The sequence below is a fragment of the Bradyrhizobium sp. KZN70725 genome (genome assembly GCF_055264925.1).
The window spans coordinates 41,607-67,940 of sequence record NZ_JBUYWT010000035.1; the positions used below are offsets into that span (position 1 = coordinate 41,607).

General features: G+C 58.2%; 27 protein-coding genes. 12 read left to right on the plus strand and 15 right to left on the minus strand.

Going from position 1 to position 26,334, the window contains the following annotated elements:
• Positions 1-13 precede the first annotated feature (13 nt).
• The 3 genes from ACZBJS_RS27930 to ACZBJS_RS27940 form a co-directional block, all read right to left on the minus strand.
• Positions 14-733 (minus strand): hypothetical protein, encoded by a 720-nt coding sequence (locus tag ACZBJS_RS27930; protein ID WP_463439553.1) that lies wholly within the window; start codon positions 731-733, stop codon positions 14-16.
• A gap of 60 nt (positions 734-793) precedes the next feature.
• Complete coding sequence (locus ACZBJS_RS27935; protein WP_229157581.1) at positions 794-1,543, minus strand: P-loop NTPase family protein; 750 nt, start codon at positions 1,541-1,543, stop codon at positions 794-796.
• Positions 1,544-2,374: 831 nt separating this feature from the next.
• Positions 2,375-3,151, minus strand: a complete 777-nt coding sequence (locus ACZBJS_RS27940) for a hypothetical protein (protein WP_253640809.1) — start codon at positions 3,149-3,151, stop codon at positions 2,375-2,377.
• A 771-nt stretch (positions 3,152-3,922) separates the two neighbouring features.
• Between ACZBJS_RS27940 and ACZBJS_RS27945 the strand changes: the two genes are divergently transcribed.
• Positions 3,923-4,108, plus strand: coding sequence for a hypothetical protein (locus ACZBJS_RS27945; RefSeq protein ID WP_076828248.1), 186 nt, complete (start codon positions 3,923-3,925; stop codon positions 4,106-4,108).
• Positions 4,109-4,489: 381 nt separating this feature from the next.
• On the opposite strand, the gene ACZBJS_RS27950 is transcribed toward ACZBJS_RS27945, so the two are convergent.
• The 10 genes from ACZBJS_RS27950 to ACZBJS_RS27995 form a co-directional block, all read right to left on the minus strand.
• Positions 4,490-4,993, minus strand: coding sequence for a tetratricopeptide repeat protein (locus tag ACZBJS_RS27950; RefSeq protein ID WP_463439554.1), 504 nt, complete (start codon positions 4,991-4,993; stop codon positions 4,490-4,492).
• A gap of 104 nt (positions 4,994-5,097) precedes the next feature.
• Positions 5,098-7,209, minus strand: a complete 2,112-nt coding sequence (sctV, locus tag ACZBJS_RS27955; protein WP_463439555.1) for a type III secretion system export apparatus subunit SctV — start codon at positions 7,207-7,209, stop codon at positions 5,098-5,100.
• Between the two features lie 8 nt (positions 7,210-7,217).
• On the minus strand, positions 7,218-7,646 hold the full coding sequence (sctY, locus tag ACZBJS_RS27960) for a type III secretion apparatus assembly chaperone SctY (protein ID WP_463439556.1): 429 nt from the start codon (positions 7,644-7,646) through the stop codon (positions 7,218-7,220).
• 2 nt (positions 7,647-7,648) lie between these two features.
• Positions 7,649-8,188 (minus strand): hypothetical protein, encoded by a 540-nt coding sequence (locus tag ACZBJS_RS27965; RefSeq protein WP_463439557.1) that lies wholly within the window; start codon positions 8,186-8,188, stop codon positions 7,649-7,651.
• Between the two features lie 33 nt (positions 8,189-8,221).
• Positions 8,222-9,109, minus strand: coding sequence for a SctD/MshK family protein (locus ACZBJS_RS27970; protein WP_463439558.1), 888 nt, complete (start codon positions 9,107-9,109; stop codon positions 8,222-8,224).
• A 115-nt stretch (positions 9,110-9,224) separates the two neighbouring features.
• The gene (locus tag ACZBJS_RS27975) at positions 9,225-9,458 is read right to left on the minus strand and encodes a nodulation protein NopA (protein ID WP_229157596.1); all 234 of its coding nucleotides are present in this window, start codon (positions 9,456-9,458) and stop codon (positions 9,225-9,227) included.
• 73 nt (positions 9,459-9,531) lie between these two features.
• Entirely contained in the window at positions 9,532-9,828 is a 297-nt protein-coding gene (locus ACZBJS_RS27980) for a hypothetical protein (RefSeq protein ID WP_456783826.1), read from the minus strand.
• 847 nt (positions 9,829-10,675) lie between these two features.
• Positions 10,676-12,481: an HrpF/NolX family T3SS translocon protein gene (locus tag ACZBJS_RS27985; RefSeq protein WP_463439586.1), complete on the minus strand. Its 1,806-nt coding sequence runs from the start codon at positions 12,479-12,481 to the stop codon at positions 10,676-10,678.
• Positions 12,482-13,095: 614 nt separating this feature from the next.
• Positions 13,096-13,725: a hypothetical protein gene (locus ACZBJS_RS27990; protein ID WP_463439559.1), complete on the minus strand. Its 630-nt coding sequence runs from the start codon at positions 13,723-13,725 to the stop codon at positions 13,096-13,098.
• A 298-nt stretch (positions 13,726-14,023) separates the two neighbouring features.
• Positions 14,024-14,665 carry a secretin N-terminal domain-containing protein gene (locus tag ACZBJS_RS27995; RefSeq protein WP_463439587.1) on the minus strand — a complete coding sequence of 214 codons (642 nt, stop codon included), beginning with the start codon at positions 14,663-14,665 and terminating at the stop codon, positions 14,024-14,026.
• A 265-nt stretch (positions 14,666-14,930) separates the two neighbouring features.
• Here ACZBJS_RS27995 and ACZBJS_RS28000 point away from each other — a divergent pair, with 265 nt between their 5' ends.
• From ACZBJS_RS28000 to ACZBJS_RS28050, 11 genes are all read left to right on the plus strand, one after another.
• Positions 14,931-15,440: a nodulation protein NolB gene (locus ACZBJS_RS28000; protein ID WP_463439560.1), complete on the plus strand. Its 510-nt coding sequence runs from the start codon at positions 14,931-14,933 to the stop codon at positions 15,438-15,440.
• An 8-nt stretch (positions 15,441-15,448) separates the two neighbouring features.
• Positions 15,449-16,312: a type III secretion system inner membrane ring lipoprotein SctJ gene (gene sctJ / locus ACZBJS_RS28005; RefSeq protein ID WP_463439561.1), complete on the plus strand. Its 864-nt coding sequence runs from the start codon at positions 15,449-15,451 to the stop codon at positions 16,310-16,312.
• A 22-nt stretch (positions 16,313-16,334) separates the two neighbouring features.
• Positions 16,335-16,955 (plus strand): nodulation protein NolU, encoded by a 621-nt coding sequence (locus ACZBJS_RS28010; protein WP_463439562.1) that lies wholly within the window; start codon positions 16,335-16,337, stop codon positions 16,953-16,955.
• The gene (sctL, locus tag ACZBJS_RS28015; protein ID WP_463439563.1) at positions 16,952-17,575 is read left to right on the plus strand and encodes a type III secretion system stator protein SctL; all 624 of its coding nucleotides are present in this window, start codon (positions 16,952-16,954) and stop codon (positions 17,573-17,575) included. The genes ACZBJS_RS28010 and sctL overlap by 4 nt, the downstream gene beginning before the upstream one ends.
• A gap of 2 nt (positions 17,576-17,577) precedes the next feature.
• Positions 17,578-18,927, plus strand: coding sequence for a type III secretion system ATPase SctN (sctN, locus tag ACZBJS_RS28020; RefSeq protein WP_463439588.1), 1,350 nt, complete (start codon positions 17,578-17,580; stop codon positions 18,925-18,927).
• Complete coding sequence (locus ACZBJS_RS28025) at positions 18,903-19,439, plus strand: hypothetical protein (RefSeq protein WP_463439564.1); 537 nt, start codon at positions 18,903-18,905, stop codon at positions 19,437-19,439. The genes sctN and ACZBJS_RS28025 overlap by 25 nt, the downstream gene beginning before the upstream one ends.
• Positions 19,440-19,496: 57 nt before the next feature.
• Positions 19,497-20,552 (plus strand): type III secretion system cytoplasmic ring protein SctQ, encoded by a 1,056-nt coding sequence (gene sctQ / locus ACZBJS_RS28030; protein ID WP_463439565.1) that lies wholly within the window; start codon positions 19,497-19,499, stop codon positions 20,550-20,552.
• Positions 20,545-21,210, plus strand: a complete 666-nt coding sequence (gene sctR, locus ACZBJS_RS28035) for a type III secretion system export apparatus subunit SctR (RefSeq protein ID WP_463439566.1) — start codon at positions 20,545-20,547, stop codon at positions 21,208-21,210. The genes sctQ and sctR overlap by 8 nt, the downstream gene beginning before the upstream one ends.
• 1 nt (position 21,211) lies before the next feature.
• On the plus strand, positions 21,212-21,487 hold the full coding sequence (locus ACZBJS_RS28040) for an EscS/YscS/HrcS family type III secretion system export apparatus protein (protein ID WP_025038819.1): 276 nt from the start codon (positions 21,212-21,214) through the stop codon (positions 21,485-21,487).
• Positions 21,488-22,182: 695 nt separating this feature from the next.
• Positions 22,183-22,998 (plus strand): type III secretion system export apparatus subunit SctT, encoded by an 816-nt coding sequence (sctT, locus tag ACZBJS_RS28045; RefSeq protein ID WP_229157615.1) that lies wholly within the window; start codon positions 22,183-22,185, stop codon positions 22,996-22,998.
• The gene (locus tag ACZBJS_RS28050) at positions 22,995-24,032 is read left to right on the plus strand and encodes an EscU/YscU/HrcU family type III secretion system export apparatus switch protein (RefSeq protein ID WP_463439567.1); all 1,038 of its coding nucleotides are present in this window, start codon (positions 22,995-22,997) and stop codon (positions 24,030-24,032) included. The genes sctT and ACZBJS_RS28050 overlap by 4 nt, the downstream gene beginning before the upstream one ends.
• A gap of 183 nt (positions 24,033-24,215) precedes the next feature.
• Here ACZBJS_RS28050 and ACZBJS_RS28055 read toward each other — a convergent pair whose 3' ends face one another.
• Entirely contained in the window at positions 24,216-24,848 is a 633-nt protein-coding gene (locus ACZBJS_RS28055; RefSeq protein WP_463439568.1) for a CpaD family pilus assembly lipoprotein, read from the minus strand.
• Between the two features lie 9 nt (positions 24,849-24,857).
• Positions 24,858-26,315 carry a type II and III secretion system protein family protein gene (locus ACZBJS_RS28060; RefSeq protein WP_463439569.1) on the minus strand — a complete coding sequence of 486 codons (1,458 nt, stop codon included), beginning with the start codon at positions 26,313-26,315 and terminating at the stop codon, positions 24,858-24,860.
• Between the last annotated feature and the right edge of the window lie 19 nt (positions 26,316-26,334).

A 26,334-nucleotide genomic window follows, 5' to 3' on the forward strand; every position in this document is an offset into this window, starting at 1 on the left:
AGTAGTCCCAGCCTCAAGTTGCCTTTGTGCAACGCAGGCTCTCGATGTTCGTCCCCCGGGATCGATAGGATCTTCGCAGCATCAAGCTCGATTCTAGGTCGCGGAACATCGTGTAGTTCCGTCGTATCCACTGATGCAGCTCGGTGGACCAGTCTTTTTCGTCCCGCAGATATCCGGTGAAGGAAAAGCTAAGTCGGTCTATATATCTCTTGAGAAACAGCGGCAGCGCCGAAATCTGGAGCACCCGCTCGCCATCCATGACTTCAGGTAATGCGCCGCGCAGCGCAAATTCATTGTGGACGGTGACCAGCGATGCTGACGGAATCTGCCGCCGCAGGATGTCATAACCGCGAAAGGAAATGCGGTCAGCGCCGGCGATGAAGAGAATGATAGGAGCGACACAGCGGCGCGCCGTCTCCTTCATGAAGCCGATCTCCTCGCACATCTTGAAGAATTCGTCGAAGGCATGGAAGCCGAGATCGATCACCTTGGGTACCCGATCGTGGACGATAAGCGGGTCCATCAACTGCATCTTGCCGTAAGTGTCCGTCACATCCGCGGTCTCGGTGATCTTCGGCAGGTAATCGAGCAGTGATGGCTCTTTTAGATTGACATCGAACGACAGGGCGGTGCCGTCTTTGAGCAGCAAGAACTCGCTCAGGACGCGAGCGATGAGGGTTTTTCCGACCTGCGGGCTAGGAGAGCAGATGATGTAGATAGGGGTCGCTAACATAGCCAGCAGATCAATCTCGTTTCGTATATGGGCCTGCTCTTGGCCCGCAAGAATATGCGACTACTTCTCGCCACTCCGCGTAGCGGACTTGGCGCCGGCCAACTCCGTCAAGTTGATGCGATCAAATTCGCTCCAGACATTTGCCAGCCAGTGCCGGACATAACCGCGTAGCACGAAGGAGTTGTTCGCGGGCTCATCGTTGCGGCCCTTGTTTGCCACGAAATCGACGAACGGGACGGATGCGACTTCGACCTGCTCATAGGCCATCTCGTTAAGTTTCGGGATGGTCAACTCGGTCGCCTGTTTGATGCGGTGAAAATAAGAATTATAGGTCGACTGGTCCCACTGGAAGAACTGAGTGTCATTGATGAAGTTCTTGACCAGATAGTACTTTGCGCCGCTCATGAAGGTAGCGGTCTCCGCGATCTCGTCGAGCGAAGCGATGGACGATCCTAAGATGTGGAATACGGCAAAGGTAATCTGGCCGGACCGCGCCGAATCCAGAAATCCGATGTCGCGCAAGGAGGCCAGTGCTGAGGACAGTAATCCGGCGCGAGCGTCAATGACGGTGACGGATAGCCCGGAGTTCAGGGTATCGAAAATCTTCATCTGGTCCGCGGTCGTCGTCATGTCGACGATCTCGGTGATCGCGGGATAAAAGCGCTTCAACGTCCCCCGCGGAGACTCCGTATCGAAGGCGCGTGTTTGCACGTTGTTGACGCTGAAGTAGTCCAGCAGCGTTCGTGATACGGTCGTCTTGCCGACCCCTCCCTTGTCTGCGCCCACTACAATCACAACTGGCTTCACCATCGAATTCTCCTGAGACACTCGCTCTTGCCGTGCGCGACGTGCGCAATCGGCGCGTCTCTGCTTTGGGTGAGAACATGGCAGAAAGAAGGGTAATTGAATTTTCGATGAGAGAGCTCCTCAGGTTGACGAACGTTTTCAACATCGAGAGAGTTGCGTCGTGCGATTGAGACGGTGACGCAGGCCGAGAGCAGAAAGTAATCGCTCCTGCTCGTGATCTACGTGAGGTTTGTGAGTAGCCGAAGGGTCGGCCACCAAAGGATCAACCGTGAGGCTGGTGGTCGTTGCGATAACGATAGCGTTCTATCTACCGATCGTTGGAGCGGCGTTGGAAATGACGTGAATCTTGCGCTGCGTCAGCTTGTAGCCTCGATGTAAACAGGATCGAGGTGGTGCGGCAATTGCCTGGAGAAAAGTCGCGAATCTAGCTCGTTTGACCTGGGTTGGCCGATCTAGTGTCTCCAGAAGCGTGATGACGTTTTCGCTGGAATGCGCCTCATCAGTTCTAAAAATGGGTTGAACGAACTCGCTCTTACCCTCGTGGGAGGGGGGCGGGATGTGCGAGTGCTTAAATCCGCGAGGACGCAAATCGCAATCCTGCATCCGTGTCGAAGCAGGATTATCGTGTCGCGGACGAGGACGGCAGGGAAGCCGGAGCGACCGGTCCGGCGGACGCGTGTCCGACAACATCGCGCGCGTCGATAACCGCATCTATCTAGCTAAGGCGGACTTGCAGAAGATCGGGCGTCGAATTGCGGCTTCCCGACGCGGTTGTCGAAATTCGGCACGCTCGAACGCAAACGAAAAGCTGGAGCCAATTGGCACAATGGATATTTACGGGGAAGGGCGTCGATGTGGCGCCGACTGAAGTTTCGACAGGCTCGCGGTCAACATTCTGCTCTCCACCGTGAATGGCCTGGCGATATTTCTCATAGTCACGAGGCGAGAACCGGCGAGCAGCTCCTTAGAGTACACCGCGCCGAAGTAGTCGAGGACGAAGGTGCCGGAATAGCGTAGACTTTCGGTCGCGCGGATTAGATTATCGAGAATTGAGTCCACTTGGCCAATGCGATCGCGATAGCGCGCACGGATAACGTTTACGGCGTTCATCGAGTGAACCGCCTCGTCGGCAATCACTTCCCTCAGCCAGTGATGAAACGTGTTGTTACCAAGGGCGTCATAGAAGGGCTTCTCTGCTGCATAGGCACGGCAAGTGCACATCTCATCAAATGCAATCATAACCATCAGGGAGAATTCGTCCTTCATGTGTTCAACGATTGGACCAAAATCGTGAGGCCGAGCGTCCAATCTCTCCCGAAGATCCCTTTCGGATCCATTAGCGACGAGTTCAATGATGCGGATGAAGCCATCGGTGTGGCGCTCCTCGTCGATCGCCCACGCGTTGAAGAATGCCGCAGCTTCATCGCTAACGATGAGGTTTCGGTCGGCTAACTCTTGTTTCAAGTGCCGGGCGTCATATTCCGTGTACAGGTCAGGCCACAATTTATTCCAACGCGCACGTATAGCCGACGGCTCAGCGTTGAACATCGCTGGCGTAAGAGAATTGAATAGTTCTTTTGGACTCCAGTTCCGTCGAACCGGCGTGATCATCTGAGTGCCCCTAATCGCGGTGCGAGCGCTCTAGCGTGGCATTGTTAACCGAGAACTTGTTAAGCAGTCTGCTGCAAACAACACGTGCCGTCACCCATCTGTTTTGGCGAGTTGAGTCTAGGTCGGAGACGTCCGCCTTGGCCCAAGCGTCACCCGAAGGGGCAGCAAGTGCTTGGGCCAAAGGCCGCAAATCGAAGGCCCGACTCTCAATCGGAGGTGGAAAATGATGCGCCTGACGCTGAGAGTGCTGCCTCGCTGTCATGCTGACAGGTACTGTAAGTGTCTCCAGATCCGGCGACGTCGCTGGTTCGGGCTACGGATCGGTCAGTCTGGACCGCGCAGAATTAGCCCTGTCGTGTGGCATGGGACCGAGGTTCGAACTGGCACCAATGGACGTCAATCTGCGTCGGAGTCGATCCCAAAGCTTGGCCTCGTCGCGGGGTTGACAAAGCGTTGGCCTCCGCTTCTCACATTGGAAGCCGACCACTATCACAGGTCGCTTGATTGACGTGCAAGCCGAGACGTGCCCTCGCTCCTGTTTTTCATCTATACTCTTGCTGAAACTGTATGCCGAGAAAACGCGGAGCAGCGGCGTCCTTGGCCGGCAGTGCCGAGGCGCGTTTGATGGAGGATCTCCTCCTGGGAAAGGTTCATCGGCCGTCGGCCGGCAAGAATCTGCCAACCATTCACGCCTTTCGCCCTTGCCGCTAACGGATCGAAAACTGTTATGCAGCAAGTTCTTGCCTGGGACAGCAGGGGAAATATCCGCAAATGACCGGACTGGCCGTTATGGAAAACGTGCGCCGCTATCGCGCGATAGCGTCTCTGTGCCGGCAGGCTGCCGCATTTCGGCCAATACAAGGCGGCTCATTGCTGGCGCAAGCTGTAGAGTGGGAGGAGCGCGCGGTTGCTGAGCTTGAGAGATATTTTAACTGTTCGCCTGCATGTCTTCGTTGAAGTGACCGGACGATCCAAAGAGCCGCTACCCAAGAATTGGTAAACTCAAGATACAGAATGTTGGCCAGGTAACCTGGTTACGAAGTCGTGTGAAAGATCGGTGACTTACTGGCTTCTAATTGAGGGTAGAGGCTTCGTCGAGCAGCAGAAGCCGCGGGCGCGACATCAGGGCCCGGCCGATCGCCGTTCCGTCGAAGCGAGGGCGTGTCGGGCTCACGCCATCCAGCCAAGAGATGGCGCTCGGCTCTCCCGATTGTGCACGATAAAGTTGCGCTCCTCGCGACAATATCGTTCGAATGCAAATGCGCCTGTAATCTCTGCACGTGATCATTATCCAGCTGTCTGTCGGCCAGCCGACTGACGTGGATAGGCATTCGCGATTTACCGTTGTCGGCCGTGAGATCTCGATCTGGCTAATGCGTACTCGTCGCCAGGTTGTAACTCCTGATTGGAGTTTCGGATGTCCGTCTTACCTTCAAGTGCGGCCGACAACTCGAGATTGTTGCGCAACATCGAATTTGTGGGCTCGATCGCGAGGCCTTGACGATATAGCACTTGCGCCTCCTCGTGGCGCCCCTGTTGATCGAGTACTACGCCTTTGGCATTCAATGCGCGCAGGTCGCCGGGTGCTGCCAATAGTACCTCATTGAGCACCTGAAGTGCCTCATCTGAGGAGTTGCGCGCCAACAAGGCCCGTGCAAGAGAAATTGCCGCATTGACGTTGTCCGGTTGTTGGTCCAAGGCCGCGCGCAGAGTCTGCTCATCAGCATCAATGAGAGCGCGCGAGATGCGCTCGCGCTTGGCGGGATCAAACTCTTTGGCGTCTGCTAAGTCTGACGTGGACCACTGCTGGCGTGACAGGTTCGCGCAACCGGTGAGCATCATAATAGTGAGCATCGCAGGCAGAACCGACCATGGGCCTGGACTAACGAAGCACAAGCGCCGCCGACGTTTGGTTCCATTTGAATTCATGGCCTGCTCGTGCAGTCTCAACTCGCAGCGCTCAGGAGACCGCCCGGGGAAGGGCTCTTGTCCTTGGCAGGTGCCAGCTTCACGGATCCGATCGGCTGGACAGTGAAATCTGCGGCGAGATCCTGATAAGAAAGGACAGGTAGGTCGATTCCGTTACGCGTGAGAAAGCCGCGAACGAAACGCCGGATATCCATCGAACCTAGAATAACTGGCTGGTTCTGGCTGCGCGCGATGCTTGAATGGATCTGGCGAAATTGGGAGAGCAGCATCTCGCTTTGCCGATCCTCCAAAACGAGGTATGGGCCGACGGCGGTCTCGCGCACGGCACCCCGCACGATATCCTCAGTCTCACGCTCGACGATAAAGGCGGCCACAACGCGATGTGCGTTGGCATAGCGGTGACAGATCTGCCGCTTCAGAACAGAGCGCACATATTCGGTAAGCAGTACAGCGTTTTGCTCCCGTTCGCTCCATTCCGCAAGCGCCTCCAGAACCAAGCGGGTGTTCCGGATTGGGATGCCCTCGTCCAACAAACGACGCAGGACATCCGCGATCCGAGGGATCGGTGTCGTGCGCAGCACCTCTTTCACCAGATCGGCATATTCCTGCTCCATCCGGCCAAGCAACTGGCGCGTTTCCTGAATGCCAACCAGGCGCTGTGCATAGCGCGTCAACGTGGACCGGACGCGCAAGGCGACGATTTCGCTCGGACCGTGGTGCCCTATGCCGGCCGCTTTGAGAGCAGCCGCATGGTCCTGTTCGATCCAGATCCGATGCGTGTCTGGATCCTGCCAGAACGGGATACCGCTCAATTCGATGTTCGCTACGTCGTCGTCAAGCAAGAGCTTTGTCGGGTCAATAGCGCCCTCTTCTACGGGTACGCCCTCGACGGCCACACTGAATTGCGATCGGGCCAAGTGGTTGGCGCTTTGGGCGGGAATGCGTGGAATTGTGATACCCAGATCAGCTGAGACCAGTGCTGAAACCCGTGCGACGCACTGCTCGAGTTCCCCCACGTCCATTGCCTTCATTAGGTTCGGCGCCAGCAACAGGGTAATCGGAAGTGCTTCGGCCGGCACGGTTTGCTTCTGACCCTGCGTGGAAGCGGGAGCCGAACCGGTGGGATTGACGCCGGCCTTGGGAGCGGTCTTGCTCTCTGGCACGCCAACCTTGACAAAGCTGGCGGCGGAAAAGAGCGCGGCCAGTATGACAAAGGGGGGCAAAGGGAAGCCAGGAACGAGCCCCATCACAAGCAGGACGCAGGCGGCCAGCCGGAGCGCTTGTGTGCTGGCCGTAAGCTGGTTGACGATATCGGCGCCGAGATTGAGTCTGGAAGGACCGTTGACACGAGTGACAATGGTTGCGGCTGTAATTGACAGCAGCAGGGCTGGGATCTGCGAAATGAGCGCATCACCGATTGTCAGGATAGTGTATTGATGCATCGCCTCCTCAAGGGACATGCCCCTGGAGAGCGAGCCGATCGTGATGCCACCTAGCATATTGATACAGATGACTATGAGTCCGGCGATGGCGTCGCCCTTCACGAATTTCATGGCGCCGTCCATCGCGCCGTGAAGCTGGCTTTCCCGCTCCAGCGCGCCGCGTCGGCTGCGGGCTTCGTGCTGGTCGATATGGCCGTTGCGCAGCTCCGCGTCGATCGCCATCTGCTTGCCCGGCAACGCATCGAGCGTGAAGCGCGCCGACACCTCTGCCACTCGTTCGGCGCCCTTGGCCAGAACCATGAATTGCACCATGGTTACGATCAGAAATATGACAATGCCGACGGCGATGTTGCCGGATATGACGAAATCGCCGAACGTATGGATGATGCTGCCGGCGTCACCCTCGGACAGGATCAGCCGCGTCGTTGCAACGGTAAGAGCGAGACGAAAAACAGTGGAGATCAGGATGACGCCCGGCAGCGACGAAAAGTCGAGTGGCGTGTTGAGATACAGGGCGACCATCAGCAGCAATATGGCAAAGCCCAGATTGAAGCCGATCAGCATATCGATCACGACGATCGGGATCGGCATGATCATCATTCCGATCGCCAGAAGAAGCATCAGCGCGACCATCAAATCCGGATGAGCGGGCGCGCGCGTGATGAGATTTCGTAGAACGTGGGCCATGAAAAGCCTTATTGTTGCCTAGCTGCAGCTGTGTTGCACCGCAATGAAACATAGCGCTTGAAGGTGGCCTGCGCTTCGGTCATGCGGCCGGCATGGCGCAGGGCGTGGCTGCGCATAAGCATCAAGGGCAGAGACGAGGACGGTTCGTCATCTAGTTTGTCAAGCCGATCCAATACCGACAGTGCTTCGTCACCGCGACGCTCCGAGATGAGAGCGTAGGCCAGGATCCGCAGCAAGCCGATGTCTCGAGACTGTTCGTGAGCAACCAGCCGCAACAGAGCCAGGCTCTTTGCGCTCTGCCCGCAGGAAAGATAGATATAAGAAAGCACGCAGAGCAAATCTCGCTCCGGCCCAGAGACCAGCTCGCGAGCATCGGCTTCGGAAACGCTTGGCGGCTGTGTAGATGTGACGTGTTGCAATTTGTCTGGCTCGGCCATTGCTAGCCTTTGATCAAGCCGTTGTGGCTCTGCCGGAGCAAGATTAACCGCTGCAGCTCCAGCTGCAGAAGGGCGGCTCCTTCGCGTGCCACCAAATCCTCTGGCGCGGCAGATAGCGTATTGGCTAAACGCTCCAAAAGAGGGCCGTGTTGCTCGGGACGCAGAAAGTGCGAATGACGTAGCCGCGGCGTCACGAAAGAGAGCAGGCTATGCGCGAGATTAGGCCCGTTAAGCCAAGCGAGTTCCGAGCCTGGCTCGATCTGACCTGGCTCGGCGCGGGCCTCGTCGAGATTGACGCGCGAAATCGCATTGATCGAACCGAGCTCGAGCGCGCTGTCGATCGTGCCCTCAACCAAGCGATCCGGCGCGTCTTTATGCTGGGAAATTGCGCCGTGGTTCTTGTCATCATTGCCACGCGTCCGATCGATCCCGATGGACTTCGCTCGAGAATTGCCCGGCGTGATGCTAGATGCATGATGATCAAGGTTTGGTCCCTGAAAAGAGGCGCCAGGCTCGACGGAATTCGGGGGCAGCCTAGTCATGGCACTTTGCTTCCTTACCTGCGGCCTGAAACGCTAATAGGACAGAGCGGCAAGCCGGCCATTCCGGCTCAGCAGAACACGCCCTTCCTCAATTCCGTTGACGGTCCATCCATTGCTCAGGAGCGCGCCAACAAAATACTTTTGGCCAGCAACGACGATATAAGGGTCGCTGCCGCGCCACACAGCCTGGATTCCAATTGCGGAGGGTGTCTTCTCATCCTTGACGGCGACTGCATTGACGAGCGTATAAGCGCCGTTGCTATTGCGATCAAAGCGTTGCTGGATGTCTTGCCACGTGGCAAGTGCAGCGGGCGTAATGCTGCCGTCGGCCGTGACAACGCCGGCCCCAGAACCGATTTTGATGCCGACAAGGCCCGCTCTGTCAACTTCCTCTTGCAGCAGCCCCGCAGTTGCATCGGTGACCAGAGCATCAGGAGCGCTGAGCGCCAGCTTGGGGGCAACGTCGGCGGCAGGAGGCGGACTTGGCACTGCAGCCGTGTCAGTCTGGACAAAACTGGTCGACAATGTGCCAGCCGCGGCAAGGCTGATAACGACCATGGCGAGTCCGGCGAGCGATACACGCCGGCGATCGATAGAGCCAGCTTTTTCAAGACCCTCGATAGACCACTGGATCGACATTTCGCCGGCATGAAGGACAACAGGAAGAGGGACAACGATGGGCGCGTTTGGCAAAACCGTCTCGTGTCCCTCGACACGAACGTCGCCCGCCAGGGCCTCGATCTCGATCGAGTTGGACTGCGGGGTGACACGAAGATGGTGTGGTTCGAGGCCCTGTTCGACAAAGATTAAATCAGCATCGAGGCTGCTTCCGATCAGACACGATCCGACCCCTACTTTGCCCGTCAGCCCAGAATAGCACCCCAGCAGCACTTCGAAACGCGGGCAATGTGGTTCATTCACGGTCGCTCTCCTGAACTGCGAACGGGACCGTACGGCAAAACCGTACGGCCCGTTGCGACTTCACGGACTAAACAGCCCGGGAAAGTGAGCGACGTACGTCGCCCCACCTCATCCCTTACTGCACCCGCTCATCGGCTGCTTTCTTGACGGTCGAAAGCTCGGTCGAGACGACGCGAAGTTCCACATCCCTCTCGGCAGCCTTGGTGCTCGTGGCGGTCAGAGCGGCGATTTGCCGTTGGAATGCCGCCTCTCCAGCAACTTCAGCACCGGCGGAAGCGGCTCCAGTTGCAGCGGTGCCAGCTGCACCGCCTGCAATCGAGGTACCAGACGCACCAACGCCCTTAGTCATAGTAATTCTCCTGTTTGCTCGAATTTCGCCGCAACGTGCGGCTCCTATTTTCCTGACGCCGCAACATGCGACGTCAGGAATCCTCTTCTGTTTCGGCCATGACGTCGTCGAAATGACCCATTGCACTATTGGCAATCTGCAGAGCAGCGGCTCCCAGAGCGACGTTGAATGCTTGCTGCATAGCAGCTTCTCGCGAGGTGCCGCCCGGAGTGGACGCGCCGCCGTTTACGGGACTATTCGCATCTGGCGATCGGCCATGATCATCGCGTTCGTCAGGTTTGTGAGATCCTTTTTTGCCGCTGCTTTTGCCGCCAGCCGCATGGAGGTCGGCATCAACGTGCCCTGCGGCGCTAGAGCTCGTAACGCGCATCGGGTTCTCCTCTGTCAATTCGATCGTGCCAATGGAGGCAGTCTCCGCCCACCAATGTGCAAACGTTAGCTTTCGAGAAGCTGACGAGTTCTAGAAAATTGAGCCGATGCTGGATCTGCGAAAGCTGCAGATCAGATGGTATGTACCAGGACAAACGTTCGTTTGTGGAGCTCGATCGGGTCGGATCGCTGCTCATCAAGTCAAAAGCTTCAACAGGCGGATGTTAACGCAACCATTAATAGATCACGTTCGAAGTCGACGTGCTGCAATCCCGGGCTGACGTCCCTTTCGATACCCGCGGGGTCTTTCGACAATTTGCTCGCGGCCGGGCGCAGCGGGACGGATCTTGACCTGGTTTGGAGCGGGGCGGAAAGCGAGATTGACGGCGATTCATGACGATCCCTCGGTCCTGGAGGGCTCATGAAGGATCCGTCAATCGGGGCCCGCCTTCAGGAGAGCGAACAGCAGCCTGCCGCTCGAGAAAGGTCCTGAGCCCTGGCGCTCTACGATCCGGGTGCTCCTGATCCTTGCGCAAGCCGGCAGGCTCCGCGGCTCTGACCGGTTCTGTCGCGCGGTTTTAATGCATCGACCTTCTTGCCGGGCTGCGTATGCAGTCGATCGACCTTCGCAGCGGCAGACTAGATTTGAGGTCGCCCTCGCGCGATCGAGCGCGGCCCACATAAATTGTGCGCAGTGAAGAGCGAGCAAGTTCCTTGGATCCAACGGACGGTATCGAGGATGGTAGAGCTTGCGCGGCCGACTGCTCGGCAGGGAGACCTGACCGCGCGTAAGCCGCACAAGCTCGACTGGCGTTTTCAGCCTGATCCTGACAGACAGTGCGATCCGGCTAGGCGTTAGCGCCTGCAGCTTGCATGCGTTCGGACTCGATGCGAGCCTTCAAGTTGTTCAAGTAGTCCTCCGCGTAGGACTGGGCTACCGAAACCGGGAGGTTGACCCCCGCCGTGGCCGCTTCTTGAATTGCCTGCTTTACCAAGCCTTCTCGCATTGCCAATTTGACCTCAGGGCCGCCGATGCAGCCTACCGCCTGTGCCGCAAGGCTCAGGCCAGCTTCTTCGAGCGCTTGCTTTATATTGCCACCGCTGATCGCGGTGTGAAGAAGATTTGCAGCTTGCGCTTCGGCTTCGAGCACCATTGACGCCAAATCGGCCAATTCGCCCAAGCCTGGAATGAAGCTAAGTACACCGACTGCTGTCGCGGCCCAGTCGAGTACCTTCGAGCCAACCTTGAGCACGTCGTTGATTGCGTGCATGAAGGCGCCACCGTTTTTTTTGGGAGACTTGATGTCGGGCTGGTCTGCCACGCCCATCGTCATGTCCGCGATCGCGTCCTTCTCGGCGGCCGTTTGGGCGGCATGCGTCTTCACATGCTGAACGGTGCGGTTCGCACCGGACATGTTGCTGAAGAACTGGTTGAAGTCGCTCTTGCTGATATTGCCGGAATCGACCGTATGACCGCCGCCGAAGTCGAAGAACTTGTGGTGGGTTTTGTAGCCCGTAATCGCGTTGTTCATCAACCCGAACAGCACAGGGTCGGACAGCAGCTGGGATGCCGCCCTTCGCACCTCGGGCGCGAGGCTCTTGTCGTCAGCCATGCTCGCCAGCTTTTCCCGCGTCAGGTCGCCCTTCCCGAAAAAGGCGCTTTGGTACTTGCTGATCGTGTCGAGCGTATCGAGCTCGGCTTTCGTGAGATTCACCGATGATGAAGCAACCTGCAGGAAGTCCTCTTTGTGGACCTTGTCTATCGAGCCGCCATACAACTGCTTCCATTCATCCGGATGGTCGAGGAAGTATTGAGCGGCCGCGAGAACCTGCGGCGGGCATTTGCCCGTCTTGGCTTCGCCGTCGACGATCTGCTTGAAATCCGAAAGGCTTAGGTTCTTGGGCAGGTTGTCGGAATAGCGATAGAGCTCGCGCAATGCATCGGTCAGCATCATAACCGATGGCTCGCCGTTGCCGCTGCCGTCGGAGGGGATGTAGTTTTGCGTATAGTTCTTTGCCCGCTGCTCCTGGAACTCAGCAACTTGCGGGTGGTGATCGGAGAAGCCGGAGAGATCACCCGCTTTGATTTTACCGCCGCAGCGGCCGTCGCCTTGCGAGCCTATCGCGTAGAAGAGCTCGGGGTCTCGCTGCAGTGCCTCGATCGCCGCCTTTAGATCCGGCGGTGTGGAGGGATCGTTGGCCAAATCTCCCAGAGATTTCCAATCCAGCGGGCATTTGTCCTTATGTCGGATCAGCACCGACACAATCTGCAGCTCGGCCTCAGTCGGGGTGCCGCTGTTCCACGTAATTCTGGAGCTTTGTACGGGGGCTTCTGCAATCTTTGGGGCGTTCGCAGCGGAGGAGGCTTCCTCAGAGGACGGCTCGGGGGTCTCCTGACATGCGTCCAGTGCGGCCTTGATCTCCGGCGGGATGATGTTCCGCACCTCTTGCGTGAGTTCCTCCGTCAGTTGCTTGGCCGAGTCCTCGGCCGTCGGACCTTGCGGTGGGGAATGCTCGTCAGTCGTGCCCTTCAACGACAAACTGACCAGCACCGCCTCGAAGCTTGAAAAGTCGCGCGCCGGCGAGGGCCCGGAAGCTAGCCCCGACAAAGCCAAATTCGAGCTGGTGGTTAGCGGCAGATTGTTGACTGACATCATACGTCCTCTGATTTGAGATCGCACCACAAGCTGGCTATGTGGCGCAGCCTGAGATCGCGGCGAACAACGAGCAAGAGATGTCGATAGGTTTCAATGGCTCCTACCGCTTGCTTCCGATTGCACAGCGCTCCCAGCGCTCAGTTTGGCTACAATCTATAGGCATATCGCCGTCTAGATATTCACGCCGTATGGTAGGAGCGATTAGCTTTCGAGAAGCTGACGGCGCTCAAAGGATTTCACAATGAGTTGAGAAATGACGTCGCTCAAGGCGGCTACGGGTCCTCAATTCGGCATCGGCTTGCTTCGGTGCTCGATCGCTCGCCTCTGCGACAGCCAGGTCAACGAGTCTGCCGCTCTTCGCAGGATTCGCGTGCGCTGATTCATGCAACACATCGCCGGTTCCGCAACATCTCTCGGCAACTCACCAGCGTTCAGCCAGCTCGCGCCTGCGTGTCAAACAAGTTGTTGGCGTCTGCCCGATCGCGGCGATGCAGCATGATCGGATCAGATTGCCGGGGTGGACGCACGAATCAATCCATCGCCCAAAAGTTGAGCGGCGCATGGTACTCCGGACACCTCGGATCTCAGATGTACCTCTGCATCTGTCAATGTCACTGTGCTTCGTCACCTGGTGGGTGTTCGCTCGAACCTGCGGGCCTAAGGGCGGCGTCTAGCGACGGTTCGAGACGAATGAACCCTTCTGCTCGCCATTGTGCCGTGTGAGGCACACCCAAGACGGTGAACGTTGTAGTCCGGACATTTCTGCTCGGCATGACGTCACGGCCTCTCAGCATCTCGATCTGAGCAGGCGTAGCTGTTTGGCCGACGAAGACCCAGTTTTCGCTAGCGAGATATCCGTTCGCCATGACGAAATCGCCAAGCTCCGGCGGCGCGCCGCGTGCGGGCAGCGCGGGTCCCGCTTGGGACGGTCCGGCGTGAGGCGACCCCGCCCGCAGGAGTCCAGGCTCAAGATCTTGCCAAACAGGGTCGTTGCCGAAATCGGAGGCATCCGCGCGATCTTGAGCGGCCGCTTGTTGGGAATTGGACTGCTCGCCGTCGATCAATGACGGCTCGCCGCGCGATGATTGGCCTCCTAGCTCCTGCCAAATCAGGTCCTGGTTGTATTCGGGCATTTCATGCAATGCCATCAGTTCACGCTCAAACTCCCTTCGATCGGCGGACGATGAGGCCGAGCGGGGCGGTGGGCTCTTGTCTGCTCCGCCTAGCGCATTGAAGTCCATCCTGTTCCTCCTTTTGCACAACAAAGCGGGTCTCAACCGATGCGGCGAACTTCATGACGGACTTCGTAGAGCTTTTCAAAGGCTCGCATGAAGCGCTAAGGCTGCAAAGCAGGTCACGGATACTGCTTGCCCTTTCCGGCTCGAGCATCCGTGGTGCGGGCCCGGACGTTTATTGCCTGTCTTGCGGCATCGCCGCTGGACAGCCGTCCGCTAATCATGACAGCAGCAGCTTTCGAAAAGCTGACAGAGGGCATAAGTAGAAATTACATCTCTTCCCAACCCATCTGTTATCATCCGTTCAATTCTTGCCAGTATCAGGTGCGTGATCCACGCCGTCTTGATGTGAAAGCTCGGGTGAAGGAGCGTCGTTGGGGCGTCCTTCGCGAACGACCACGCTGGAAGATCCGCGAAACAGCATCAAGACCGACTCATGCGGTGGCTTTTCGGCTCCGTTCGGGTTTCGTCGCGCCTGTGCCTCCGTCACCAGTCCTTTGAGCGTTTGCTCCACAAGCGCGATAAAGCGAGGCGGACCGGACGCGAAGACGAGGCCATCTCCCGGCACGGCTCTCACGATGTAGCGCTCGTCCGAGATGTTAAGTGCGTCGAGCGCCGCCTTGAACGCGTCAAAGCTGATCGGATTCAGTATCAGAAGGCGACTTTGCGCCTCATGCGCGTCAGATACGTAGAGCACCAGCCCATCGTAGTACCATTGAAGATTGTAGAGACTGATCAACCGTTCGAGAAACTCCCGCGGTGAGAGATCCGGCATTCGCCCGCGAACTCGTCCCTTCACCCCCGTGCTGATATTGACTCTGATATTGAGGTTGTTACCGAACTCCTGCAGCGCGGTCGCGAGGTCCTGATCCAGCACTGTGTAACTATACGGCGTCGACGGCAGCGCCAGCGGGGCGCCGAGCGCCTTGATGGCGCCCAAGCACATGAAAACAGCAAGATAGAGAACTTTCTTCAAGATATGCAGCCTTGTAGACGGGATGAGCATTCCGGCGATTTTCTTCTACTTGAGACCAAGCACCGGAATTCGTCCCAAAATTTGGAGGCCGACGCTTCGCCCGAAATTGGAAGCCAACCGTGATTATTAGATGACAGATGCTCGTCAGCTTTTGGTCAGTTTGGGTCTCTAGGGTGCCAGCCCATTCATGCGAGCGAATGGCTAATCTCACCACGTGACAGAAATGATTTCTCCCATGCTGCTTGGAATTGCGTCGGTCTCCGCCAACCCCGTCGAGTGTGCCTCCAGCGGCTGTTCGCTGGCGCACGCCCAGTTTCACGAGAGTCTCGCGCAGGCCGCCTTGAAACAGGGGGGCGTCTCTTCTGTGACCGAGCGCGCGCCAGTTTCATCGGTGCCGGAAGTGCAGCGCGCAGTCACGCCGGCGAGCCCGCTTGGCGATCGCGTCCTTCAGAGCATTTCTGCTATCCACCAGGGCAAACCATTTCCTGGAGATGCAGTTTCGCCGACGCTCGTCGGCGACCTTGATCCTGCGAAGAGTTTCCAGCTTGGGCCGGCCGCGCAACCGCTCCTGCGGCCGCAGCAAGTCGAGGTGCATTCGGCGGGCAAGCCGGAAAGTGCGGATCATTTCGATTCGGCGCTGACGAATTTGCGCGATGTTTACAACGGCGTCGTCCAGGTTTCGCTCATCTCCAAGGGTACAGGTGCCGTCAGTTCATCTCTGAATAAGCTTCTATCAGCAGGCTGAGCGGGCCGTTGGCTGTCTTGACGAAAGGTAAGATCGGTGACGGTCGGCCCGCGAGCAAGCGGCTTCATGCTCTTGTTCTGCTGCTACTTTTACCGACCCTCACCGGTTGCAAAACCGATCTCTATACCAAAGTGCAGGAGCGTGACGCCAACGAGATGCTTGGGCTGCTGCTGAGCAGGGGCGTCGATGCCATTCGGGTCGTCGGCAAGGATGGGACGAGCACCATTCAGGTCGAAGAAAAGCAGCTCGCCTATTCCATCGAGCTGCTAAATGACCAGGGCTTGCCGCGCCAGCCCTTCAAGAGTCTTGGTGAGGTGTTCAAGGGGTCGGGGCTCGTTGCCTCTCCGGTTGAGGAGCGGGCCCGCTACGTCTATGCCCTCAGTGAAGAATTGTCGCGCACGATCAACGATATTGATGGGGTTCTCTCCGCCCGTGTTCATGTCGTTCTGCCGAAGAATGATCTTTTGCGGCACGATGCAACCCCGTCCTCGGCGTCGGTTTTCATTCGGCACGCCTCCAACGCAAAGCTCTCAGCCTTGCTGCCGCAGATCAAGATGCTCGTCGCCAACAGCATCGAAGGTCTATCATATGACAAGGTGGCGGTCGTGTTCGTGCCCGTTGAGCGGACTCAGCATGAGGTCTCGGTTACGCCGGCGGCAGCTTCAAACGAGTCAACCAGGTTCGGCTCGGCTCCCATTGCGATCGGCGCAGGAGGTGCGCTCGCCATATTGGGTATCGTATCTTGCCTACTGCTGAGCGTACGTGGGCGCCAACTTCGCCAATCCTGGCGTAAGCTGATAAATCTCGGCAGTGGTGCCAGCAAGCCAGCGGTCCAGTCCGCTGGGAAAAAGCTCTCCTCCGATGCGAAGTAGGCGGGCATTCAGGTCCGTATCGATGGTATCCCCCGACCAAAATCATTCACTCAACGCGCATTCCGATCGCCTGCGCGAGCTTGCCGCCTTGATCCATCCCAGCCGTTTGGCCGGCCATCTTGATGGGCTCCTGTCGGAGGCCACAGTACTGCAGTTGCAGAAGACCCCGAGGCTCCAGCAAAGACTGGCCGAATTGCTGCTGAAAAATGAGGAGGCCTCGAACGGAACTGACTGGGGCAGGGACGTTCTGCTCGGGCATGATCCGCGTCGGGCGGCCCTGCTCGCTGGCAGTATCTGGCATGCCCGTTCGGTGCTGAAGCTTGTGTCAAAGCATGATGTGGCGATTCTGATCGAGAATATTAGTGCGGAAGCACATGCTTTCGCAATCCGACACTTATCTGGTGCGGTGGCGACCACATCGATTGTCGATCCGCATAAACTATCGAGCCAGATTGAACATGACGGACATGCCTGCCTTGGTGCCTGGCTCAAGGACGCATCAGAGCTTGACCGTGTGCGCGTCCTTTTCCGTTTACCTGTGGGGACCGCCGCCGAATCCCCAGCAGCCGAACACCACAGCGCAGCGGGTCGTTTGCTATCTTTGGTGGTAGCCCACTTGGCCAGCGAGGCGCCAGCGGCATGACGGCCGATGAGATAGCCCAGCCAGATAGACCGCGGATACGGCCGGTTGGTCCACTCGTACCAGCCGCGGAACTCGGCATTTGGTACGATGCGGTGCAGACGCGTGCGCTGGCCGACCGATATCTGCAGCAGGTTCGCAGCTGGGCAAGCAAAGCCTATCAGCAAGAGCGGGAGCGCGGCCACAGCGAGGGTCTTAGGTCAGGATCGGACGAAATGGCACAGCTAATCGCCCGAGCTGCTTCCGATGTGGCCCGGCGAAAAGCCGTTCTGCAGCAGGAGTTGCCACAGCTCGTCCTTGAGATATTGACCGACCTGTTGGGCTCCTTTGATCCCGGCGAGATGCTGGTAAGAACCGTTCGTCACGCCGTCGAGCAAAGATATGGCAGCGCAGAAGTATGCCTTCACGTGTCTCCTGTGAACACTGATGCACTAAGACATGAATTCGAGGCGTTCGACGGGACGGATGGTCGGCCGAAAGTCAGAATTGATCCGGACCCGGCTATGGGGCCTGACCAGTGCGTTCTGTGGAGCGAGTTCGGCAATGTGGATTTAGGACTTGCCGCACAGCTCCGCAAATTGCGTCTCAGCCTTGATCCGTCCTCCCAGGAAGGCGAATCGTGACGATGCAACGATCAGGCCCTGGTCAAGCGGCCAGAGAAGGAGATTTGCATGCGGCGCTGGCGTCTGTAAGGTCCGCAGCAAAGGATGTCGATACGCGTGCTGTGCGGGGACGGATCACGCGGGCGATCGGCACGTTACTTCATGCCGTATTACCAGGGGCCCGTGTCGGAGAACTTTGCCTGTTGCAGGATCACGCATCCGGATGGGCGCTTGAGGCCGAAGTCATCGGTTTGTTGCCGGATGGGGTTCTGCTGACGCCTATCGGCGATATGGTAGGCCTGTCACACCGCGCGGAAGTGGTCCCGACCGGGCGCATGCAGGAAGTGTCAGTCGGGCCCGGCCTGCTCGGTCGCGTGATCGACAGCTTCGGCCGTCCACTCGACGCCAAGGGGCCCATAAAGACGGTCCACACTTGTCCGCTCCGCGGCAGGGCACCCAACCCGATGAAACGGCGTAGCATCGAGCAGCCATTTCCTCTCGGCGTTCGCGTGTTGGATGGGCTTCTGACGTGTGGCGAAGGTCAGAGGATCGGAATCTATGGAGATGCTGGGTGCGGTAAGTCGACGCTGATGTCGCAAATTGTAAAAGGGGCGGCCGCTGATGTCACAGTAGTTGCACTCATAGGAGAGCGCGGCCGCGAGGTGCGTGAATTCATTGAACGTCATATTGGAGATGCCATTGCGCGCACGATCGTTGTCGTTGAGACATCCGATCGGTCCGCAATGGAGCGGGCGCAGTGCGCTCATATGGCGACCGCACTCGCAGAGTATTTTCGGGATCAAGGACTGCAGGTCGTGCTAATGATGGATTCGCTGACGCGCTTTAGCCGTGCGATGCGCGAAATCGGCCTCGCCGCGGGAGAACCTCCGACCCGACGCGGCTTTCCTCCTTCCGTTTTTGCGCTGCTGCCCGGTCTGTTGGAACGTGCCGGTATGGGGGAGCGGGGCTCCATCACGGCATTCTATACAGTACTTGTCGAAGGTGACGGCACGGGCGATCCGATTGCCGAAGAGTCGCGCGGCATTCTCGATGGTCATATCATTCTTTCGCGCGCGCTGGCTTCGCGCGAGCATTTTCCCGCCATCGATGTGCTGTCGAGCCGAAGTCGTGTCATGGATGCGGTCGTCTCCGCGCCACATCGCAAGGCGGCCTCCGTCTTCCGCGACCTGCTCTCGCGCTACAATGAAGCTGAGTTTCTGATCAAGGTCGGTGAATACAAGCCCGGCAGCGACCCACTGACTGATCGGGCAATCGATTCAATCGAGGAACTGCGCGCATTCTTGCGCCAGGGACAGGACGAACCGTCCAGCTTTGAGGAGACCGTTTCATGGATGTCGCGTCTCACGGCCTGAATCCCGTGCAAGCGTCGAAATTGCGGCTGGTGAAAGACATGAGGGAGCGAAGCGCGCTTCGTGAATTGTCGAACATGGAAGCCAAGCGCCGAATTGCAGCCGACGCGCTGCAGCGGGCGTCTGAGGGTCTTGAAGCCGCGCAGAAGCATCGCGCCAAGGTCGAAGCTGAACTTTATCGGGAACTGGCGCAGCTCGAGACAACGTCCGTGACCGAACTCGATCGACGGTGTCACCTCGTCATTGGGCGACTGGCAGCAGAGATCGAATCAGCGCGTCAGGCGCTTGTGCAGGCACGCATTGCGCACGAGGAGGCCCAGCTGGCGGTGAATAAGGCGCGGGCAGTATGGGCCGAGCGCTCGGCGGCGAGCCAGAAATGGCAAGAGATTGAGGGCAATGTCCAGCGCGCGACTGCCGTCCGTTCGGAGTTTGCGGTCGAAATCGACGCCGACGATGAGGTTTTGCTCCGATATCAGGGTGGTTCGCGCAGCCAGACGATCGGCGGGGCGTTCTAATGGCTGGTTCTGTTATGACGTCGCGAACTGCGCCGGTGCAACCTGTCGGTAAGTGCCGTGGCTGAACCCGCACTATTTCAGCCAGCGGTGAAGCTGGCGCATGAAGTGGTCTCGTGGGCCAACGAGATTGCCGCACGGCGTACCATCTTGCAGAGCCGCCTTGGCGACAAGCCACTATCCATCCGTGTGAGCCGGCTTGTCTGGCAGGCGGAGCCATATGACATGTCGATGCTCGACTGCGTATTTTGCGCCGGCGGCGGGACAGCTGTTTTGTCCTTGCCTCGCCTTCTCGTCGAGACACTGATTTCAACGGTCCAGCAGGGCCTTACGTTACCTTCCGACCCAACCCGCTCGCTCGTTCTCGAGCTTGCACTGGCACCCTGGATCGTTGGATTAGAGAACGTGCTCGCATCGAATGTGCAGCTGATCCGCATCGAAGACGCAACGGCCAAAGACCCCTATCTGGAGCTCGATGTTGCCATCGGAGCGCTGGCGGGAAAGGCCCGTCTGTTCTTGTTCGCGCCGCTTGACGGTCTGATTCCTTCTGCGTTTCGCTCGTTAGGCGAGTTGATTGGCCAATTACCGCGAGAGCAAGGCAAGATTTCGTCGGAATTGCCGGTCGTGATTACGACAGAGATCGGCTCGCTGCGGGCGCCGGTCAGGCTACTTCGCCAAGCACAGCCCGGCGACGCACTGCTGCCCGACGTCATTCCCTTTGCCCATAGCCAGCTGATCCTCACGGCGGACAAGTTGTGGGCGCCGGCGCAGGCCGTGGACGACAGACTTGTCCTTCGCGGACCATTCCGCCTGCAGCCCCATCCTCTAAGGTATGTAGATATGACGATACGCCCCCAAACGGAACAAGCAATCCCGCCCTCGGAAGCCGACATCGACAGTGTTGAAATCACGCTTGTCTTCGAATGCGGCCGCTGGCCTATCCCGCTGGGTACGTTGAGAAGCATCAATGAGGGACACGTGTTCGAACTTGGGCGGCCCCTGGACGGTCCAGTCGATATTGTAGCCAACGGTCAATTGATCGGCCGGGGCGACATCGTGCGCATCGGTGAGGCGCTTGGGATCCGCTTACGTAGCAGGTTGGCAGTCAATGGTTGACATTCAACCGAGCATCCTTGCGCTTCTTGCGGCGACGGTCGGCCTTGGCCTGCTGGCGTTCGTAGTCGTCACAACGACCGCCTTCATAAAGGTTTCTGTCGTTCTCTTCCTGGTTCGCAACGCGCTCGGGACTCAGTCCATACCACCGAATATCGTCCTGTATGGCGCTGCATTGATTCTTACCGTGTTCATAGGCGCTCCAGTGTTCGAGCAGACCTACAACCGCGTGACCGATCCGCAACTTCGCTACCAGACCGCCGACGACTGGTTGACTGCCGCCAAGGAGGGCAGCGAACCGCTGCGCGCCCACCTCAAAAAGTTCACCACTGAGGAGCAGCGCACGTTCTTCCTGTCATCGACGGAACATATCTGGTCGGATGAGATGCGCGGCAACGCATCAGCCGATGATTTAGCAATTCTCGTGCCGTCCTTTTTGATCTCGGAACTTAAGCGTGCATTTGAGATCGGCTTCCTTCTCTATCTTCCGTTCATCACGATTGATCTGATCGTGACGACAATTCTGATGGCCATGGGCATGTCAATGGTGTCGCCAACAATGATATCCGTTCCTTTCAAGCTCTTTCTGTTCGTTACAATCGACGGCTGGTCGCGGCTCATGCACGGATTGGTGTTAAGCTACGCAATGCCCGGAGGTTGAGATGGACGAAGCCAGCATCCTCACCCACCTGAGCCGATCACTTGTCCTGTTCATGATCTGGGTTCTGCCGCCGCTCCTGGCAGCCCTCGTGGCCGGACTGGGCATCGGCATCGTGCAGGCAGCAACCCAGCTGCAGGATCAAACCTTGCCACTGACAGTGAAGCTCCTCGTCGTCGTCGCGGTGCTCGTTCTATTTGCCCCGGTGCTGAGCGCGCCGCTGATCGAGCAAGCCCAGCATATATTCACTGAGTTCCCCGCGCTCACAGCGAGGTATTAGTGCGGGGATCGCAAGGTGTGACCAAGCCATAAAGCTATGGCGTCGCGTTTGTCTGTCCCCATTGTGAAACATGACCAGAAGAGGCGAGTTTCGTCAGCTTACCGAAAGCTCGCCTCACTAGCATGGGACAGATAGATATCCGAACTGTCCTGTTCGGCTCGATGGGCCTTCGGAGGAAGAATGACCTCATCTGAAATTGACATCCACTCAATTCAAATCTTGCTCACAATGGAATGACCTGCAGTAAGGCCTGGCCCTCGATGTCTAACCCGGCGAGTTATCAACCAGGGGGACAGGCGAACCGCTGTGTCTCAAGCGGCCGCACGGTTTTGACGTCCTGATGGATCATGCCGCGATGAAGGTGCCGCCCGAGACCGTTCGCCGCAAACTGTTCAATTGATGGAAGCTCCGAAGCTCCAGATCATCAGAACCGCCCTGCGGCCGGTGAGAGCCGAAGGAGCTTGGCTTGCCTGCCTTGCAGCGGCGCTATTCGGCGGGTCCTATCTTGAAATGGTCATACCTTATTGGCGGACAGCCGTAGCTGCGGAGAGTTGAAGCGCAAGTGACCGGCTAGGTATGTCTCTCTGCAACCGCTAGGACACGAGGTGGATGACCAGCAGAGTTCTTGACGACTCGCATCATGGCGAGGCACGGGCGATTAGATTGGCTTGAAGCGAGCGGCGAGCTGAGCTCAAATGGATGCGTTGTCACCCACCGAGACACAAAGTCTGGTTCAGACTGCCGTCGAATTCGTCGTTGCGGCCGGACTTGGCGCGGCCCGGGCGCTTGGCATTATGCTGGTTCATCCGGTATTCACGCGGCCGCACATTAGCGGGATGATCCGCGCAAGCGCGACGGTTGTGATTGGATTGCCTTGCTTGATGCAAATCAAGAGCGGCTTGCAGACGCTGGATCCCGGCACCCGAATGATTGCGGTCGCGCTCCTCGGTATGAAGGAGATATTTATCGGCCTATTGTTCGGCTTTCTGCTCAGCATACCACTTTGGAGCATCCAAGCGGTTGGTGACATCATTGATACCCAGCGCGGCATATCAAGCCAGGTAGACGATCCTGCGACACGCAGTCAAACCTCCGCAATGGGGCTTTTTCTCGGAACTGCGGCGGTTACGATCTTCGTTGTATCGGGGGGCCTGCAGACAATGGTCAGATGCCTTTACGGAAGTTATCTGATCTGGCCCGTGTATCGACTGCTACCGCCCCTGACCCAGCAGGGAGCAATGGAATTTATCAAGCTGCTCGACCATATCATGCATACGACCCTCGTGGTCGCCGGGCCCGTGCTGGCTCTGCTGCTTCTGATTGACGTATCCCTCATGCTGCTCGGGCGCTTTGCGCCGCAAATCAAGCTGAACGATCTCTCACCGACTATCAAGAATGCCGCCTTTGGCATCATCATGGTGAGCTACGCCGTCTTCCTGATCGAATATATGGGAGCCGAGATCGTTCAGTTCGACGGTGTGCTGGAGTGGCTCGAGAAGTTCTTGAAATGAACGACACGAGTGAAGAGAAAAAGCTTCCACCAAGTCACAAGAAGCTGAGGGACGCGCGTAAGAAAGGGCAGAGCCCGCGCAGCGCCGACTTTGTGACCGCGGCAAGCCTTTGCGCTGGTTTCGGCTGCCTGTGCTTCAGGGCGGGCCCGATCGTAGACGCATGGCGCGAAGCCGTGCGGCTCATCGACAAGCTGCAGGGCCAGCCGTTCAACAGCGCGGTCCGGCAGGCGTTGGTCGGATTGATGGACCTTTCTATGGCAGCCGTAGCTCCCATCCTGGGTGCGGCGTTGGTTGCGGCCATCTTGGCCGGCGTCTTGGCCGGCGGCGGGTTGACGATTTCCGTCGAGCCGCTGAAACCTAGCTTTGAGAAATTGGATCCGGTCAAAGGGCTGAAGCGGATTGTCTCCCAGCGCTCGCTTGTCGAGCTTGGAAAGTCCCTCGTCAAAGTATTGGTTCTGGGTGCCACGTTCGTCTTCACTGTGCTCGCAGGTTGGAGAGCGCTGGTCTATTTGCCGGTGTGCGATTTAAGCTGCCTTGGTTTTGTATTTAACGAGTTGAAAGTACTGATAGCGATTGCTGCCGGCGCCTTTCTGATTGGTGGGCTGGCCGATCTGCTCATTCAGCGCTGGTTATTCCTGCGCGACATGCGCATGACGCAGAGCGAGGCCAAGCGCGAGTCCAAGGAACAGGATGGTAATCCGCATATCAAGGGTGAACACCGCAGGCTCCGTCGCGAGTCGGCGAACGAGTCTCCGCTGGGAATCCACCGAGCAACCTTAATACTGAGTGGGCCGGCGGCGGTGATTGGGCTGCGCTACGTTCGGGGCGAGACAGGCGTCCCGGTGCTGGTGTGCCGCGGTGAAGGCGAGGTGGCGTCAAAGTTACTGGCGCAGGCGCGGGCCCAGCGTCTGAGCATTGTCGAGGATCATGTGTTGGCGCGTCAACTGATCCGTAAAGGTGTGATGGGCAAGGCCGTTCCGATGGATTGTTTCGAGAGGGTCGCAAAGGCGGTGTTTGCCGCCGGCCTTGTATAGCGTCGATACGCTCAGACCTACGGGCAAAGACCCTATTGTCGCAGAACCTGGTACAAGCTGCGCGATCCAAAAACAACGGCCGAGCAAAGACAGGATGCCAGGAGCCTCGTCCGCCCATCGCAAGACTGATATGGAAACCAGAGTGCCCAGCGTCGTTCGTCCTGCCCGGATGTTGCGAGCCGCTTATTGGGTTCCTGGCGCACTCCTGTTTTGGGTTCCATCCTCCAAATTGCTGCGATTGCCCGTCGCCGCGGTCCCACGAGCTGTGATGGGAAGCACTGCACGATCACCGCTGGTCGGCATGACGGCGCCATTGCCTAGCAGGTCGCCAGGATCGTTGACCATGACTGCGAGGTTATTGCGGACTGAGCAGCCAAGCGTTGGATCGAACGAATTGTCGCCTAGAGAAGGGCCGGTGACAGCGAGCGGCGGACAGACGGCAGGATGTGCTTCGTAGGTAATTGCCTCGATCCGGACCCCGAAATGCGCGCGTTGATCGACGGGAGAGGCGGACAGGCGGATATTGTAGGGGGCAATGCCCATCGCGCGCGCCTCATGGGCAACCTGCGCTACGAGCCGCGGTGAGCCGGCGACGTCGAGTTGGAGTGCATCGCGCCGGCCGCGGCTGGCATTGGCAATGAAATCCCGCAGGCTGTACCTCTCGTTGCGACGAAGATTTTGAAGCAGCAGGACACTGGTCCTCTGCTCCACCCGGGCCGCTTGTCCAGCCGATCCGGAAGAAATCGCAGCACTATTTGCACATCCGCCAAGGGCCGCCGCAACTGCGATCAAAAGACATAGGTGTCGCAAGGTCATTGGCAGTCCTCATTCAATGATAAAGCCGGCACCGAAGGTCGCACCCGATCTGGCCGTGGCGGGCGCCGCCTCGCGGCCCTTCGATGAACCAGCCAGCGTATTGGTCAGGGTGCGCCCTGCGTCCGAAGGCGGTCCGATGCGATCAGTTGGAGCGCTCATCTTGCCCGGGCCAGATCCCGGTCGGACGATGTAGGGAGTGACAATGATGACCAGTTCGGTCTCCTGCTTCTGAAATGAAGAGGAGCGAAACAGCACACCAAGGATCGGAACATCTCCTAACCAAGGAAAAGTGCCGATGTCGGTACTGAAATTGCGCCTGATGAGCCCCCCAATGGCGAAGCTTTGACCGCTGGCAAGCTCGACGACAGTACTGGCACGACGCGTGGAGAGACCGGGCACCGATATTCCGTTGACGCTGACCTCGCCTTCTTTCGACAGTTCGCTGACTTCAGGCTTCACATGGATATTGATCTGATTATTGCTGAGGACGGTCGGGACGAACTCCAGGCTGATTCCGAATTGTCGGAATTGGACCGAGATTTGCCGGTTGTCCTGCATCACCGGAATTGGAAATTCGCCACCTGCCAGAAAACTTGCGGATTCCCCGGACATGGCGGTCAGGTTCGGTTCAGCCAGGATCGAGGCGAGGTGCTCGCTGGCGAGTGCGTCGAGAACAGCGCTCAGGTTGGTATTGCCAGCGCTGTACCCGATGCCGATCGTGCCGCCGCCACGGGCCGGCCCGGAACCGCCACTTTTTCCGGTGACAAGGAAAGCGCCGTTCGGACCGGAAGCCGTGAAGTTGATATTGAGGTCCTTGACGGCACTGCGGGAGACTTCTGCCACCCGCACACTCAGATTCACCTGCAGCGAACCTGCCACCTGGATCTTGTTGACGACCAGCGCACCCGGACCGAGAAACTGCTCGGTCACCTTCCTGGCCGTCTCGACGATATCGGCGTTGGGAGCCGTACCGCCAAGGATTGCGCCGCGTGGGGTATAGCTGACCTGGATCGGATAATCGCCGATCTCAGCCTTCAGCGTGGCACGCAGGTCCTCGATCGGCTGGGTGACAACGACGCGCAGCTCGGCGAGAGCCTCGCCGTTCTCGTTCAAGGCGAACAGGCTGGTTCGTCCGGATTTTTTGCCGAATACGAATATCGTGCTGCTCGATGGCGCCTGGTAATCGGCGATCGCCGGGTCGGCAACAAAAATGCTCGCTGCCGGCGCAATCAGATGAACCGTCTTGCCCTGTGAGGAGGTGAGGTTGAGCGTGCCGGTGGTGCTGCCAGGCGCCGCACGTGGCGGCTCTCCTTTGCCGTCCCGTTTTGTCTCGGCTGCGCCAGCAAGTGGAAATAGCAGAGCAAGTCCGCACAGGACGTAGCACAAGCGGGGCAGAGCGGCAGAGCGTTGCGAGATGATGGCCATCGGCGGCAGATTGGCGCCGGCAGCATTCTTGACGACCTTCAAGGGATTGTTGCTTTCAAGT